This window comes from Novosphingobium sp. MBES04 (genome assembly GCF_000813185.1).
Classification (GTDB): Bacteria; Pseudomonadota; Alphaproteobacteria; order Sphingomonadales; family Sphingomonadaceae; genus Novosphingobium; species Novosphingobium decolorationis.
In genome coordinates, this window is sequence record NZ_DF850489.1 from 537,989 (window position 1) to 553,326 (window position 15,338).

The following is a 15,338-nucleotide window of genomic DNA, read 5'->3' on the forward strand; positions in this document are numbered from 1 at the left end:
TAATGGGCCAGCTCTTTGTCCTGATCGACGCCGCAGACCTCACCGTGCAGGGGGTTCTGGCCGCCGAAGCGCTGCGCCGCGCGGCGCTGCAGGAGGGCCGCGAGGCCACGATCGAGGTGCGCAGCGCGCAAGGGGTGCTCAACCCCCTGCCCGAAGGCGCGCCCGGACCGGGCGATGCGCTGCTGCTGGTGACCACCGGTTCGCAAGGCGCTTCACACGACAGTGGAGCCTGGCCCACCAACGTCACGCGCCAGTGCACGCTCGAAGCGGTGCTGGCCGATCCGGCGGCGGCGCTGGCAGGGCTCGAGACCGGCTCCAGCCAAACCGACGCACACGCCGCCAGCGGAACCCGCGTGGTGGCCGTGACCAGCTGCCCGACGGGCATCGCGCACACTTTCATGGCCGCCGAGGGCCTGCAGGAAGGCGCGCGCCAGCTCGGCTACGACATCCGGGTCGAGACGCAAGGTTCGGTCGGCGCGGGAACGCCGCTGACACCTGAGGAAATCGCCGCTGCGGACATCGTGCTGATCGCCGCCGACCGCGAGGTTGATCGCGCGCGCTTTGCCGGCAAGCGGGTCTTTGCCTCGAACACCAAGCCCGCGATTTCGGGCGGCGCCAAACTCATCGAGAAGGCGCTGGCCGAGGCCCGCGTGCAGGGCGGCGGACAGGAAAGCGCGTCGGCGGCCGGGGCCGGTGAAGAGCGCGCAGGCCCCTACAAGCACCTGATGACCGGCGTTTCGTTCATGCTGCCCTTCGTGGTCGCAGGCGGCCTGTTGATCGCGCTGGCCTTCGCGCTCGGCGGGATCGGTGCGAACAGCGATGCGGCCAAGGGCACGCTCGCCCACGCGCTGTTCCAGATCGGGGCCGAGGGCGGTTTTGCGCTGATCGTGCCCGCGCTGGCGGGCTACATCGCCTTTTCGATTGCCGATCGTCCGGGCATCGCGCCGGGGATGGTCGGGGGAATGCTCGCGGCGAACCTGGGCGCGGGGTTCCTGGGCGGGATCGTCGCCGGGTTCATCGCGGGGTACGGCGTTGCCGGGCTCAACCGCATCATTCGCCTGCCCAAGAACCTGGCGGGGTTGAAGCCGGTGCTGTTCCTGCCGCTGCTCGGCACGTTGCTGACCGGCCTTTTGATGGTCTACGCGGTGGGAACGCCGGTGGCTGCCGCGCTCGCCTTCCTCACCGAATGGCTGCGCTCGATGCAAGGGTCGAGCGCGATCCTGCTCGGCGTGATCCTGGGCGCGATGTCGGCGTTCGACATGGGCGGGCCGGTCAACAAGGCGGGCTACGCGTTTTCCGTCGGGCTGATCGCCAGCCAGGTCTACACGCCGATGGCCGCGACGATGGCCGCAGGCATGGTGCCCCCGCTTGCGGTGGCGCTGGCGACGCGGCTGTTCGCGGCGCGCTTCACGCTCGAAGAGCGCGAGGCGGGCGGCGCGGCGGCCGTGCTGGGTCTGGCCTTCATCACCGAAGGCGCGATCCCCTTTGCGGCGCGCGATCCGCTGCGCGTGATCCCCTCGCTCATGGCGGGATCGGCGGTGACCGGCGCGATCTCGATGGCGATGGGGGTCGAACTCAAGGTGCCGCACGGCGGTGTCTTCGTGCTGCCGATCCCCGGCGCGGTCACGCATCTGGCCGCCTATGCGCTGGCCATCGTGTGCGGCGTGGTGGTGAGCGCGTTGCTCGTCGGCCTCGTGCGTGGTGCGCCCGCAGGCAAGGGCGAAGCCGCGTCTCTGGCCAGCGCCTGATAAACAAAAACCATCCCGGTGATCGCACCGGACAGGGAAGAGGATAGAGAAAACCCGTGTCGAAGCGCGTCTTCAAAGGCGCCTGCCTGGCAGGCGTCATGGCCCTTTGCGCGCCCGCCGCCCAGGCTCAGGACAACCCGACCACTTCGGATAGCGATGTGGCCGAGAGCGCACCCGCACCCGTTTCCGATCCGCAGGACACCTCCTGGCAACCGCTAGCGGACGAGGGCATCACGCTTTCGCTCAGCTACACCGGCGAGGCGGCGAGCAATCTGACCGGCGGGCTCCGGCGCGATGCGGCCTACGCCGGGCAGGTCTATGTCGGCGCCGATTTCGACGTGGAGCGGATTGCCGGGATCGCGGGCGGCACGCTCCATGCCGCGATCACCAACCGCCACGGCGAAAGCCTCTCGGCGCTGGCGTTAGGCAACAACACCTCGGTCCAGGAAATCTACGGGACGCAGAACACGCACCTGGCGATCCTGAGCTGGGAGCAGAAGCTGCTGGGCGACCGGCTGATGATCGAGGCCGGGCGCAGCCAGGCCAACATCCACTTCCTCAACGCGCCGATCTACTGCAACTTCCAGAGCAACGCGGCCTGCGGCAACCCGACCTTCGTCTTCAAGAACAGCAACTTCACCTATTTTCCGGCGTCGAGCTGGATGGTCCGCGCGAAGGGCCAGCTGACCGATCAGGTGACGCTGCACGTTGGCGCCTACGAGGTGAATCCTGATCGCAAGCGCGCCAGCGACCATGGCTTCAATTTCAGCACCAAGGCCGCGACCGGGGTGATCGTGCCCTGGGAACTGACTTATGCGCGCGACGGGCAGGGCGTGCGCCTGCCCGGCCACTACACGCTGGGCGGCTGGTTCGACCGGAGCGATTATTCCGATCCGCTGCGCGACGAAGCGGGCGGCATCGCGCTCCTGAGCGGGCTTCCCGCCGCGCAGCACAACGGGCGCTCGGGCCTGTTCTTTCGTTTCGACCAGCGCCTAACGCGGCCCGATCCCACCTCTGACCGGGGCCTCAGCGTCTTTGGCGTGGCGATGACCAACCTGTCGGGCCGGGTCGAGGAGAGCCGTTTCCTCGACTTCGGTATCGTCCAGACCGGCACCTTTGCCGGGCGCGACACGGACACGCTGGGCCTGATGGTCAGCGACCAGCGCTTCAGCGATCTGGCGATGACCCGCTTTCGCGCCGCGCGCGATTACGCCGGGAGCGATGCCCCGGTGCACCGCCACCAGTACATGATGGAGCTGGCCTACGGCGCGCAGATCAATCCCGCGATCCGCCTTTCGCCCAACCTGCAATACATCGTCCACCCCGATAGCTCGGGCGCGCCGTTCCGCGTGGCGCCGGTGGGGGACGAAGTGATCGTCGGCTTCAAGTTTACCGTCGACGCGCTGCGCCTGCTGCGCTGAGCGCGGACCTGCGGGCTCTGTTGCAAACTCTGAGGCGGTTCCCAAGATTGGGCTCATGGATTGTCGGGGTCGGTTGCGATGAACGATTTCAAAGGACGGCATTTTACCGGCGAGGTCATCCTATGGGCGGTGCGCTGGTATTGTCGATACGGTATCAGCTACCGTGATCTCGAGGAAATGCTGTCCGAGCGTGGGATCGATGTCGATCATACGACGATCTATCGCTGGGTGCAGCGCTATGCGCCGGAGATGGAGAAGCGGTTGCGCTGGTTCTGGCGGCGCGGTTTTGATCCGAGCTGGCGTCTGGATGAGACTTACGTCAAAGTGCGGGGAAAATGGACCTACCTGTACCGGGCGCTCGACAAACGGGGTGACACGATCGACTTCTTCCTTTCGTCGACCCGCAGCGCCAAAGCCGCGAAGCGCTTTCTGGGCAAAGCCCTTCGCGGCCTGAAAGACTGGGAGAAGCCGGCCAAACTCAATACCGACAAGGCACCCAGTTATGGGGCCGCGATCGCCGAGTTGAAACGCGAAGGCAAACTAGCGGCTGAAACCGAGCACCGGCAGGTGAAATATCTGAGCAACGTGCTTGAGGCCGACCATGGTAAGCTCAAGATGCTGACCAAGCCGGTACGTGGCTTCAAGTCGATGCCAACGGCCTACGCCACGATCAAGGGCTTCGAGGTCATGCGGGCCCTACGCAAAGGGCAGGCCCGAGCGTGGTGCCTGCAGCCAGGGATCAGGGGGGAGGTCCGCCTGGTTGAAAGGGCATTCGGCATTGGGCCGTCCGCGCTGACCGAAACCGTGACTATGCTCAATCAGCATTTCGCCAATCCTGCGTGATCCCGAAAAACGCGGGGTGCCGCTCAGCCGTCCCTAATGTTTGCAACAGAGCCAGTTTAAGTTCTCGATTCCAGACCCGTGGTCCCGGCAGCTCTTCACAGCCCTCTGCAGACGCTATGGCCTCAAGCCGTTCCGCTATTCACGCATGCACCGCCAGACCGTGATCGTCCATGCGCCCGTCAGTTTCATCAACCAGGTCTTGTGGCCCGAGTTCGAGGAACTCAGCGAGGCCCTTTCGGCGCATCTCCTCGAGATCACCAATCGGATCATCCGCGAGGAGGTCTATGCGAAGCCCGGAGAGGCTGATGAAATCGCCGAGCCAGCACGTCTCCGATAGCGAAAAGCGTTGACTGATCGCTTAGGGTGTCATTTCGCCCCCTACCGGAACTGACCCCTTCCCATGCGTATTTAGGTCGCCGAAAGGAACGATCGAATGCAAAATCGCCGCCAACTGCTGCAGACACTCACCGCCACAATTGCGGCAGTTTCGGCTGCATCGGGTGTGTTCGCTCGTGCTCCCAGCATTAATGGAAAAGGACAATTGACGATTAGCGGCATACTCATGGTGACCACCTCCGCCGACCGCATGACCCCCGGCACCGAACCGACGGGTGTCTGGCTCGAGGAACTTACCACCCCGTATTATGCCTTCCGCGATGCGGGCGCCGAGGTGACGCTGGCCTCGATCAAGGGCGGTGCCATCCCCGTCGACCAGCGCAGCGTCAACGTCGACGGCGAGAACGACGCTTCGGTCGAACGCTATCTGAAGGACGAGGCCCTGAAGGCCGAGGTTGCCGGCACCCCGGTGTTCACCAGCATCGATCCTGCCGGCTACGACGCGCTGTTCCTGCCCGGCGGCCACGGCACCATGTTCGATTACCCCGGCAGTGACGAACTGGCGCGCCTGGTCGAACGCTTCGACCGCGAAGGCAAGATCGTCGCCGCCGTCTGCCATTGACCGGCGGGGCTGGTCTCGGCGAAGAAGGCCGATGGCACGCCGTTGGTCGCCGGCCGCCGTGTCGCGGGCTTCACCGACAGCGAGGAACGCGCGGTCGGCCTCGATCAGGCGGTGCCGTTCCTGCTCGAAACGCGCCTCAAGGAACTTGGGGGCAAGCACGAGGGCGGCCCCGATTTTGCCCCCTTCGCCCTGCGCGAAGGCAATCTGGTGACCGGCCAGAACCCCGCCAGCGCTACCCGCACCGCGGAGCTCGTAATGGAAGCCCTCAAGGACAAGGTCGCCTGATCATGCGCTATCTCCACACCATGCTGCGCGTCGCCGATCCCGAGGCGGCGATCCGTTTCCTCACGCTGCTAGGTCTCAAGGAGACCCGGCGCATGGAGAACCAGGCCGGGCGTTACACGCTGATCTACCTTGCCGCCGACGAGGATTTCTGCGGCGACGGCGAGCAGGGCGATGCCGAGGTCGAGCTGACGTACAACTGGCCGCCCGAGGACGGCAGCCCTACCGAGACATACACGGGGGGACGAAACTTCGGCCATCTCGCCTACGGGGTCGACGACATCTACGAAACGTGCGCGCGGCTGCAGGCGGGCGGCGTGACGATCAATCGCCCCCCGCGTGACGGATACATGGCGTTCGTCCGCTCGCCGGACGGGATCTCGATCGAACTGCTGCAGAAGGGCGAACACAAGGCTCCGGCCGAACCCTGGGCCTCCATGCCCAACACGGGCGAATGGTGATGGCGAAATTGTTCGAACCTATTGAGGTTGGCGGGCTGCGGCTCGCCAACCGCATCGTCATCGCGCCGATGTGCCAGTATTCGGCAGTCGACGGCGCGATGACCGACTGGCACCAGATGCATCTCGGCCAGTTGGCGCTCTCGGGCGCGGGCGCACTAACGATAGAGGCGACCGCGGTCAGCCCGGAAGGGCGCATCACCTACGGTGACATCGGCCTGTACGATGACCGCACCGAAGCGGCGATGCGAAGCGTGCTCGAAAGTGTGCGCCGTTGGTCGGACATGCCGCTGATCATCCAGCTGGCCCATGCCGGCCGCAAGGCGAGCTGCGCCAAGCCGTGGCACGGCGGAACGCAGATCGCCCCCGATACGGAGAATGGCTGGCAGACCGTGGCACCCAGCGCCATTCCCTTCGCTCCGGACGACCATCCCTCTGTCGAACTGGACAAGTCAGGGCTTGCCCGCATCCGGGAGGCGTTCGCGGATGCCGCCCGGCGCGCCGGCGCGCCGGCGGGCTCGGCATCGAAGCCGTCCAGATCCACGCCGCGCATGGCTATCTGCTCCACGAGTTTCTTTCGCCGATCTCCAACCGGCGCGGCGACGAATACGGCGGCAGCCTCGACAACCGGATGCGGTTCCCGCTCGAAGTGTTCGATGCCGTGCGCGAAGCGTTTCCAGCCGACCGCCCGGTGACCGTCCGCGTTTCGGGGACCGACTGGGTCGAAGGCGGCTGGACGGCGGAGGAGACCGCAAGGTTTGCACAGGAGCTGGAGCGGCGCGGTTGCGCGGCGATCCACGTTTCCAGCGGCGGGCTCGACCCGCGCCAGCAGATCCCGGTCTGCCCTGGCTATCAGGTGCCGCTGGCCCGGACGGTCAAGAGCGCGGTTGCCATGCCAGTCGTGGCAGTCGGCATGATCACCGAGCCGCAGCAGGCGGAGCGCATTCTCGAAGACGGGCATGCCGACGCCATAGCCATTGCCCGCGCTGCGCTGTGGGATCCGCGCTGGCCCTGGCACGCCGCCACCGCGCTTAGCGCATCGGTAAAGGCGCCCCCGCAATACCTCCGGTCGGAGCCCCCCGAAGCGGGCCGCATCCTCAAGGAAATGATCCCATGAAAATCTCAGTCAAACTGCTTCTGGCCGCTGGCGCTGCCCTCTCGCTTGCCGCCTGCTCGACGACCCGCGAGGGTGCATCCGCGCCCCAGATCGAACAGGTCGCGATCTTCGATGGCGCGATGCCGACTGGCGTGACCGTCGCCCCCAACGGGCGCATCTTCGTCAACTTCCCGCAATGGGGCGACAACGCGCCGTTCACGGTTGCCGAGCTGGTCGACGGCAAGGCGGTGCCTTATCCCGACGCCGCGACCAACCAGCCCGATCCGGCCGATCCGGCGGGGCATTTCATCTCGGTGCAGAGCGTGATGGCCGACGGCGCCAATCGCCTCTGGGTGCTCGACACGGCGGCTCCCAATTTCTCTCAGCCGCAGGCCGGCGGTGCAAAGCTGATGGCAATCGACCTTGCGACCGACCGGGTGGTGAAGACGATCGTCCTGCCGCCCAGCGTGGTGTTGCCCACGACCTACCTCAACGACGTGCGCTTCGATCTGCGTCAGGGCGCCGAGGGCGTCGCCTACATCACCGACAGCAGCAACGCCGGTGTCGGCGGCATCATCGTTGTCGATATCGCCAGCGGGCGTGCGATCCGCCGCCTTTCGGGACACGCGAGCACAAATCCCGAACCCGGCTTCACCCCGCTTGTGGATGGTGAGGTTTTGAAGAACCGCCCCGCCAACGGGCCCGCAACACCGGTTGCAATCGCAAGTGACGCGATCGGGCTCAGCGCGGATGGCAGCCTGCTTTACTACGGGCCGCTTTCGGGCCGCACGCTGCATGCGGTGCCCACGGCGATGCTGCGCGATCCCGCCGTATCGGAACAGGAATTGGCCCGCGCGATCCGCAGCATGGGGCGCAAAGGTGCCTCGGACGGTATCGCCGAAGACGACCGTGGCCGCGTGTTCGCCGGCGATTACGAGAACAACGCGATCCGTGTGCTCGACCAGGGCCGATGGTCGACGCTGGTCAGCGACCCGCGCATCAGCTGGCCCGATACGCTGTCGATCGGCACCGACGGCTATCTCTACTTCACCGCCAACCAGCTCCACCGCCAGCCTGGCTTCCACGGCGGGCGAGACCTGCGCCGCAAGCCCTACGAGCTGCTCCGCATCAAGGTGGCCGCCGGGCCCGTCCTGTTGCGCTCGAAATGATCCCGTCAGAACGGGCCGGCGCGACATCGCACCTGCCCGGCTTTTCAGAAAGCATTCCATCGATGGGCTTTGTTGCACAAATCGATCGCGGGGTATCAGATGGCCCTTGAAAGCGCTCGGTTACGCGATCCGCTGAGTTTGAGGCCTTCCGAGCGCGGTCCAGCGGTTGAGGATCGCGGCGCGGGTTTGCATTTCGACGACCTGGCGATCGAAGTCTCTTGCCATGATGCGGTCGCCCAGCAGCTTGAAGCAATGCATTTTTGTTTCGACCAGGCTGCGCTGGTGATAGCCGCTCCATCGTTTCCAGATAGCCCTGCCAAACCGCCGGCTTGAGCGAACAATTTCGTTCCGGGCCGCAACGCCCGCCGTATTTTCAGGCCAGGCTTGCGCATTGCTGCGGGCGGGGATGACGGCACAGGCATGGCGTGCGGCAATGGCTTCGTGACAGGCTCTTGTATCGAAAGCGCCGTCGGCGCTGACGCTCGCGATGGCCTGACCGTGTGGTATCTGCTCCAGAAGTTCGGGTAGCATGGGGGCGCCGCCAACCCGGCTTCCGGCCTCTTCGATGGCACGGATCTCAAGCGATCCGGCGTCCACACCCAGGTGGACTTTTCGCCACTGGCGGCGTTTGGACGGACCATGCTTGCGCCTGCACCATTCCCCGTCGCCCACCGCCTTGATGCCCGTGCTGTCGATCAGCAGGTGCAACGGCCCGGAACGGGGCTGGCAGGGGATCTCGACAAGCAAGGTCTTCTGCCTTCGGCTCAGGGTGCTGAAATCCGGCACTGGCCAATCAAGCCCTGCCATCTCGAGAAGACTTGCGACCATGCCGGTGATCTGTCGCAAGGGAAGCTTGAACACCCCCTTCAGCGTCAGGCAGACCTGGATCGCGGCGTCCGAGAAGACGGGCTGGCGCCCGCGCTTGCCAGTGGGCGCGGACAACCACTGCATCCCCGGATCAAACCAGACCTGAAGCGAACCTCTCTGCGCCAGCGCTGCGTTATAGGACTTCCAGTTCGTCGTGCGGTAGCGGGCCTTGGGCGGTTTGCTCATCGCCGCCCCCCTAACCAACTGGATTCACCAACGGAATCCTTCCGTCATTTGCGCAACAAAGCCGAGATGCAGTAAAAGCGGTATGCCAGCGGTGAAGCGTCACAGCTGATCCGAGGGCGGTGTCCCGAGAGAGAACGCAGGGACGAACGATCTGCGAAGGTAGTCAGATGGGCTGCAAAGCTCGTATCGAGTCAATGCAACGTTCGCCTCTGTGAGACCCGATACAGCACGACCAGGCCTCGCCTCGGCCTGTGCGGGCAGACCCATGAAACCCTCAAGGGATCGGCACCACCTAGCTCTGCAATTACAGATCCTCACCCTAAGGAATGTTTGTGAATTTCAACCGGCGTCGCCCGGCCGAATGAAGTCCATCACGTTGGCGACGTCATGGCTGTTGCTGCCGTCTTGTCCTTGAAATCGGTGATGACTTCGCCGATCAGCGCCCGTAGCCAGCGGTGGGCGGGATCGTGGCGGTAACGGACGTGCCAGGCCATCTCGACGGGAAAGCTGCCGAGGTCGACCGGGGCGGGCAGGACCTTCAGCCGGGGGTCGTGCATCAGCTGTCGGCAGATGAGCGAGGGCAGGGTGGCGCAATAGTCGGTCACCGCTACCATCTCGGCTGCCGCGAAGAAGTTGGTCACGGAGATCGCGACGTCGCGCTTCAGCTGCTGCTGTGCCAGCGCCTGAAACAAACCGGCGCGCATCCGGCCGGGCGGCACGATGTTGACATGCTTCACCGTCTCGAACTGCTCGCGTGTCATGGCATCGCCGATGGCCGGATGATCGGCGCGGACCGCGCAAGCGAGGCCTTCATCCATCAGGTGCTGGACGACGAGGTTATCGGGCGGATCGACGATGCGGCCCAGCACGAGTGCCGTCGTGCCCGACACGACGCCTGTTTCCGCAAGATCGTTGCCGAAGGGGGGCAGGCGGAGCTTGATGCCGGGCGCGACCTTCTCCAGGCGTGCCAGGACAGCGGGGACGATGACGAACTCGACATAGCCGTTCGGCGCGATCGTGAAGAGCCGTTCGGCGTGTGCGGGGTCGAAGGCCTGCTGACCGAGGACCGCGTCGTCGAGCTGGGCGAGTGCCTCGGCGATCAGCGGTGAGAGTTCAAGCGCGATCGGGGTCGGCTGGATGCCATAGCGCTCTCTTACGAACAGCTGGTCCTGAAGCATCTGTCGCAGACGCGACAAGGCGTTAGAGAGGGCGGGCTGCGTCATGCCCATGCGCTCGGCAGCCCGCGTGACGCTGCGCTCCTCCATCAACGCGACGAAGATCGGCAGCAGGTTCAGATCGTAGCGCATGCGGTCATCCTGTCAGACGTATATCTGATATTAGAAAGATAAACTTCTAGAATATATCAACGAGGCCCATTTCCCAGCCATCGGCGACAGGCGCCGCGAACAGGGAGGTTCAGATGAGCAAGGGTCAGGTTCTCGTTCTTGGATCGAACGCGACACAGCTCGGTCTGCGTAGCGGCAGTACCGCAGCGGTCGGTCAGTATCTCAACGAGACGGCAGTCCCCGCGCTGGCACTGCTCGACGCCGGCTATGATATTGTTCTCGCTACGCCCAACGGGACCAAGCCGCACATCGACGCCGGCTCGGACACGAAGGACCACTTTGGCGCTGATGAGGCGGCATACCAGCGCGCCAAGGACTTCTTCGCCAGCCCCCCGGGCATGAACGACGTCCGCACGCTGAAATCGGTCATCGACGAGAGTCTGGAAGGCTTCGTTGGCGTGTTCGTGCCGGGAGGTCGCGCGCCCATCGTCGATCTGATGCAGGACCGCGATGCGGGCACGATCCTCCGTCACTTCCACGCGGCGGCCAAGCCGACCGCGCTCCTCTGCCACGGACCGGTGGTCGTTGTCGCCGCGCTCGACGATGCTCCGGCCTTCCGCAAGGCGCTGGAGGAAGGCGATGACGCCGGGGCGGCCGACCTGGCGCGAGACTGGATCTACGCGGGCTACCGCATGACGGTCTTTTCGGCGAGCGAGGAAAAGATCGCCGAGGAGCAAGTGCTGAAGGGCGAACTCTACTTCGAAATGGAAAAGGCGCTGCGGTCGGCCGGTGGCGACGTTTCTGTCACCGACGAGAACTTCGCTTCGAATGTCGTCGTGGACCGGGAACTGATCACGGGTCAGAATCCCGCGTCGGACCGGGCCATGGCCGACGCGTTGATCGAAGCCCTCGATCGCGCCGCTGCGTGAGTACCAGGATGACGGGCGGGGCGCTCAGGATCCGCCCCGCTTCGGATATAACCAGGACAGGATATGGTGCCATGACCGCCAACGTGAAGATCGTCGCCGTCCTAACCGCCCGTGCGGATACCGTCGACCGCCTGCGCGCTCTGCTCGACGCGATGCTAAAGTCAAGCCGTGCCGAACCGGGCAATTTGCGCTACGATCTCTGGCAGGACCAGAGCGATCCGAATCGTTTCGTGCTCGACGAACTGTACGCGGACGCGGATGCAGTCGCCGCCCACCGTGCAACGCCCCACTTCCAGAACTACCTCTCTCAGATCGGCGATCTCGCCGAGCGCGCCGCGTTTGTCCTCAACCCCGTCTCGTCAACCTGAGGATGGTGCCAATGGGCAAGCCTGAAGAATGGGTGGGTACGGCACGGCTTGTAAAGGCGTTCGACACAGGCGTGTTGCGGATGACCGGCGTGTTGGCACCTGCGCTTCGCGCGGGGCTCTTGGGCATCATTCATCTACGCACCCATCGATGGCACGGGGCCGCGATCCGGCGAAAATTCAACAACTGACTTGAAGGAATACAGTCATGATCAAGGGTATCGAAGGCAAGGTCATTCTCATTACCGGCGGCAGCACCGGCATCGGCGCGGAAACCGCGCGTCTTCTCGCGGAACGGGGCGCCAAGGTGGCCATCGCCGCGCGGCGCAAGGACAGGCTCGACGAGGTCGTCGCGGACATCGCCGCAACTGGCGGCACGGCACGTAGCTACGCGCTGGACGTGACCGACAAATCGGCGGTCCAGTCCGTCGTCGCAGCAATCATTGCCGACTTCGGCCGCCTTGACGTGCTGATCAACAACGCCGGGCTGATGCCGATCCGTCCGATGGCCGAGGTCAACACCGACGAGTGGGACCAGATGATCGACGTCAATCTGAAGGGTACGCTCTACGGCATCGCGGCGGCCCTTCCCGGTTTTCTCGAGCAGGGCCGCGGTCACATCATCAACTTGAGCTCGGTTGCGGGCATCAAGGTCTTCGCACCGGGGGGCACGGTCTACTCCGGCACAAAGTTCGCCGTCAGCGCGATCAGCGAGGGCTTGCGCCACGAGGTCGGGGAAAAGGTCCGGGTCACGTCAATCGAGCCTGGAGCTGTCGAAAGCGATTTGAAGTTCACGACATCCGGCACGGCTGCCGAGACGGTGCTGGACTTCTACAAGCAGGCTATCCCGGCGGCATCGGTGGCGCGTGCTATCGCGTTCGCTGTCGAACAACCTGATGACGTCGACGTAAACGCGATCGTCATCCGTCCGACCGCACAGGAGTTCTGATTTCCACGAGGAGGCGGGGCCGCGTGTGCTCCGCCTCATGGGGAACGTACCGGCCCGCTCGTCCGTTACTTCGTCGGATAATATCTGTCCGTTTCACTTGAGGAGTGATCTATGCGCAAACTTGCCCTGTATGTACCACTGAAGGCCAAGCCCGGAAAAGAGCGCGATGTCGCCGATTTCCTGACCTCGGCATTGCCGCTCGTTCAAGCCGAGGCGGGCACTCTGACCTGGTATGCGATCGAAGAAGGTCCCGGTGCGTACGCGATCTTCGATACGTTCGGCACAGAGGAGGATCGGCAGGCCCATCTTGACGGCAAGGTTGCCGCCGCACTGATGGACAAGGCAGACGAACTGTTTTCTGAATCGCCGCAGATTCACAAGTTCACCCTGCTGGCCGCGAAATAGCGGAGCGGTCGGCACCCTAAGCTGCCGTTTGACTGCAGGGTAAGGCTCGTGTTTCCATCCGGAATGGATGGCCCGGCCTAATCGGGAAATGAATAAATGAATATGACAGGCCATCCGCGATAGTGGATGCCCTTGTCTTTTGCGCTTATCACACCTCAGGATTTACTGATAAGGTGCCGTTGATGTGTCGCGACGTAACGGCACCATTGGTTCGCGGGAGATTGAGCACGTCAATTTGGCGCGTTATTCGGTCGTTCTGGCCCAGTCATTCAGATTATCGCCGTGAATCGATCCTAGGACGGCCCTACGGGAAGGAACCTCTCAGGTAGCGGAAGGTTCAGGAAACTGAGATCACTTGCAAGGGTGCGATGTCCTCCGCCGTTACGATGGATCGGGTCATCACCAAGCTCTCGACTTGATGACGCGTTGGGAAGAGCTGCGAAAGGAAAAGAACCATGAAAGCTGTCGTGTACAACGGGCCCAAAGATGTTTCTGTCAATACCATAGATGATCCCAAGATCGAAAAGCAGACCGATGTTATCATCCGGCTGACCACGACCAATATCTGCGGGTCGGACCTACACATGTATGAGGGCCGTACCAGCTTCGAGAAGGGTAGGGTCTTCGGCCATGAAAACCTTGGCGAGGTCGTCGAAGTCGGCTCTGCCGTAGATCGTATCAAGAAGGGCGATCGCGTCTGCTTGCCGTTCAACGTCGGTTGCGGTTTCTGCGAAAATTGCGAACGGGGTTTGACGGGTTTCTGCCTCACGACCAACCCTGGAACCGCCGGCGCAGCGTATGGCTTTGCCGAGATGGGTCCGTGGCAAGGTGGCCAGGCCGAGTTGATGCGCGTTCCTTATGCGGACTTCAATTGTTTGAAGCTGCCCGAGGACGCCGAGGAAAAGGAGGATGACTATGTCATGCTCTCCGACATCTTCCCGACGGGTTGGCATGGCGTCGAACTGTCAGGTTTTCTGCCTGGCGAAAGCATCGCGATCTACGGCGCCGGTCCGGTCGGTTTGATGGCCGCGCACTCAGCCGAAATCCGCGGTGCCTCTCAGATCTTCGTGGTCGATTCTCACGATGACCGCCTGAAACTGGCCGAGGCGATAGGCGCTATTCCGATCGACATGCGCAAGGGCGATCCCGCCCAGCAGATCCTTGACGCGACCGGCGGCCTCGGGACTGACCGGGGGGTCGAGGCGGTCGGGTATCAGTGTTGCGATCGCCACGGCAAGGAACGCAGCAATTACACGATGAACTGCCTCGTCAAAAGCACGAAGGCCACTGGCGGAATCGGCGTCGTCGGCGTGTTCATTCCGGAAGACCCGAACGCGCCCGACGATCTTCAGAAGGAAGGCAAGATGGCGTTCGACTTCGGCAACTTCTGGTTCAAGGGCCAGAAGATCGGCACCGGCCAGTGCAATGTAAAGCACTACAACCGGCGATTGATGAAGCTTATCGAGCAAGGCCGGGCCAATCCTGCCCAAATCATTTCGCACCGACTGCCGCTTGATCAGGCACCAGACGCCTACAAGCATTTCGACGAGCGCGATGCTGGCTGGACGAAGGTCGTGCTCAAGCCGGGCACCTGACCTTAGTCTTCGACGGAATAGGAAATAAATTATGACTTTGGAAGGCAAATCAGTTGCCATTCTGATCGCACCCCGCGGGACGGAAGAACCAGAATTCTCGAAGCCCAAGCAAGCTGTCGAGGACGCTGGTGGCAAAGTGACCGTGGTCAGTTTTGAACCGGGCAAGGCTCGCACAGTCAATAGCGATCTTGACGAGGGCGGGAGCTATACCATCGACAAGACGTTTTCCGAGGTCAAAGCTGACGATTTCGACGGACTTGTTGTGCCCGGAGGGACTGTCGGTGCCGACAAGCTGCGCGGCAGCGACGAGGCAATCGGTTTCATCCGGGCTTTCTTCGATCAGAAAAAACCTGTTGCGGCCATATGCCATGCACCCTGGACATTGATCGAGGCGGGCGTGGTTGAAGGTCGCAACTTGACATCCTACCCGACGCTGAAGGTCGATATCGAGAACGCCGGCGGTGCATGGAGCAATGAGGAAGTCGTGGTCGACAACGGCCTTGTTACCAGCCGCGATCCCGATGACTTGCCCGCCTTCTGTGCCAAACTCGTCGAGGAAATCGCAGCAGGGAATTAAAACGGGGCGTTTCGAAGAACCATGTGAGGGCCTCTCCATTGAAAAGGTCCGCACAAAGCAAATGTGGCGGATGGCCAGCGATTGACCGTCCGCCACACTGCGTATCACACGAACACGGCGCGCCTGACGGGCACTCAAACCCTAAGCCGCGTCAACCGCGGTGACACATCGCCGGCTCCCGCTGCCAGATCCGACCCATTCCAA

The 15,338-nt window shown here is 63.5% G+C and carries 17 protein-coding genes and 1 pseudogene; 16 read left to right on the forward strand and 2 right to left on the reverse strand.

From position 1 onward, the window contains the following. Positions 1-2: 2 nt before the first annotated feature. The 9 genes and pseudogenes from MBENS4_RS16120 (at position 3) to MBENS4_RS16155 (ending at position 7,975) form a co-directional block, all read left to right on the forward strand. Positions 3-1,748, forward strand: coding sequence for a PTS fructose transporter subunit IIC (locus MBENS4_RS16120; protein ID WP_039392826.1), 1,746 nt, complete (start codon positions 3-5; stop codon positions 1,746-1,748). 56 nt (positions 1,749-1,804) lie between these two features. Then, the gene (locus MBENS4_RS16125) at positions 1,805-3,169 is read left to right on the forward strand and encodes a carbohydrate porin (RefSeq protein ID WP_242404980.1); all 1,365 of its coding nucleotides are present in this window, start codon (positions 1,805-1,807) and stop codon (positions 3,167-3,169) included. 78 nt (positions 3,170-3,247) lie between these two features. Then, the gene (locus MBENS4_RS16130) at positions 3,248-4,012 is read left to right on the forward strand and encodes an IS6 family transposase (RefSeq protein ID WP_039392827.1); all 765 of its coding nucleotides are present in this window, start codon (positions 3,248-3,250) and stop codon (positions 4,010-4,012) included. 145 nt (positions 4,013-4,157) lie between these two features. Further along, a complete protein-coding gene (locus MBENS4_RS16135; RefSeq protein WP_242404981.1) occupies positions 4,158-4,349 on the forward strand; it encodes a hypothetical protein in 192 nt (63 codons plus the stop codon). Positions 4,350-4,574: 225 nt separating this feature from the next. Beyond that, on the forward strand, positions 4,575-4,970 hold the full coding sequence (locus MBENS4_RS26795) for a type 1 glutamine amidotransferase domain-containing protein (RefSeq protein ID WP_242404982.1): 396 nt from the start codon (positions 4,575-4,577) through the stop codon (positions 4,968-4,970). Between the two features lie 42 nt (positions 4,971-5,012). Continuing rightward, positions 5,013-5,255 (forward strand): ThiJ/PfpI family protein, encoded by a 243-nt coding sequence (locus MBENS4_RS26800; protein ID WP_242404983.1) that lies wholly within the window; start codon positions 5,013-5,015, stop codon positions 5,253-5,255. Between the two features lie 2 nt (positions 5,256-5,257). Beyond that, entirely contained in the window at positions 5,258-5,713 is a 456-nt protein-coding gene (locus tag MBENS4_RS16145; protein WP_039392828.1) for a VOC family protein, read from the forward strand. Then, a pseudogene (locus MBENS4_RS16150) lies at positions 5,707-6,827 on the forward strand (NADH:flavin oxidoreductase/NADH oxidase). Before MBENS4_RS16145 ends, MBENS4_RS16150 begins: the two are co-directional and overlap by 7 nt. Next, positions 6,824-7,975 (forward strand): L-dopachrome tautomerase-related protein, encoded by a 1,152-nt coding sequence (locus MBENS4_RS16155; protein WP_039392829.1) that lies wholly within the window; start codon positions 6,824-6,826, stop codon positions 7,973-7,975. The pseudogene MBENS4_RS16150 and the gene MBENS4_RS16155 overlap by 4 nt, the downstream one beginning before the upstream one ends. 120 nt (positions 7,976-8,095) lie before the next feature. Here MBENS4_RS16155 and MBENS4_RS16160 read toward each other — a convergent pair whose 3' ends face one another. Then, positions 8,096-9,028, reverse strand: a complete 933-nt coding sequence (locus tag MBENS4_RS16160; protein ID WP_039395161.1) for an IS5 family transposase — start codon at positions 9,026-9,028, stop codon at positions 8,096-8,098. 371 nt (positions 9,029-9,399) lie between these two features. Beyond that, complete coding sequence (locus tag MBENS4_RS16165; protein ID WP_039392830.1) at positions 9,400-10,335, reverse strand: LysR substrate-binding domain-containing protein; 936 nt, start codon at positions 10,333-10,335, stop codon at positions 9,400-9,402. A gap of 113 nt (positions 10,336-10,448) precedes the next feature. On the opposite strand from MBENS4_RS16165, the gene MBENS4_RS16170 reads away from it, so the two are divergent. The 7 genes from MBENS4_RS16170 to MBENS4_RS16195 all read left to right on the forward strand — a co-directional run bounded on the left by MBENS4_RS16170 (position 10,449) and on the right by MBENS4_RS16195 (position 15,134). Further along, positions 10,449-11,243 carry a type 1 glutamine amidotransferase domain-containing protein gene (locus tag MBENS4_RS16170; protein WP_039392831.1) on the forward strand — a complete coding sequence of 265 codons (795 nt, stop codon included), beginning with the start codon at positions 10,449-10,451 and terminating at the stop codon, positions 11,241-11,243. 71 nt (positions 11,244-11,314) lie between these two features. Beyond that, entirely contained in the window at positions 11,315-11,611 is a 297-nt protein-coding gene (locus MBENS4_RS16175; protein ID WP_039392832.1) for a putative quinol monooxygenase, read from the forward strand. Positions 11,612-11,622: 11 nt separating this feature from the next. Then, on the forward strand, positions 11,623-11,799 hold the full coding sequence (locus MBENS4_RS25880; RefSeq protein WP_159108082.1) for a hypothetical protein: 177 nt from the start codon (positions 11,623-11,625) through the stop codon (positions 11,797-11,799). A 17-nt stretch (positions 11,800-11,816) separates the two neighbouring features. Continuing rightward, positions 11,817-12,557: an SDR family oxidoreductase gene (locus MBENS4_RS16180; RefSeq protein WP_039392833.1), complete on the forward strand. Its 741-nt coding sequence runs from the start codon at positions 11,817-11,819 to the stop codon at positions 12,555-12,557. A gap of 111 nt (positions 12,558-12,668) precedes the next feature. Further along, entirely contained in the window at positions 12,669-12,962 is a 294-nt protein-coding gene (locus MBENS4_RS16185) for a putative quinol monooxygenase (RefSeq protein WP_039392834.1), read from the forward strand. Positions 12,963-13,417: 455 nt separating this feature from the next. Next, positions 13,418-14,557 (forward strand): glutathione-independent formaldehyde dehydrogenase, encoded by a 1,140-nt coding sequence (locus tag MBENS4_RS16190; RefSeq protein WP_039392835.1) that lies wholly within the window; start codon positions 13,418-13,420, stop codon positions 14,555-14,557. A 31-nt stretch (positions 14,558-14,588) separates the two neighbouring features. Then, complete coding sequence (locus tag MBENS4_RS16195; protein ID WP_039392836.1) at positions 14,589-15,134, forward strand: type 1 glutamine amidotransferase domain-containing protein; 546 nt, start codon at positions 14,589-14,591, stop codon at positions 15,132-15,134. The last annotated feature ends 204 nt before the right edge of the window (positions 15,135-15,338 follow it).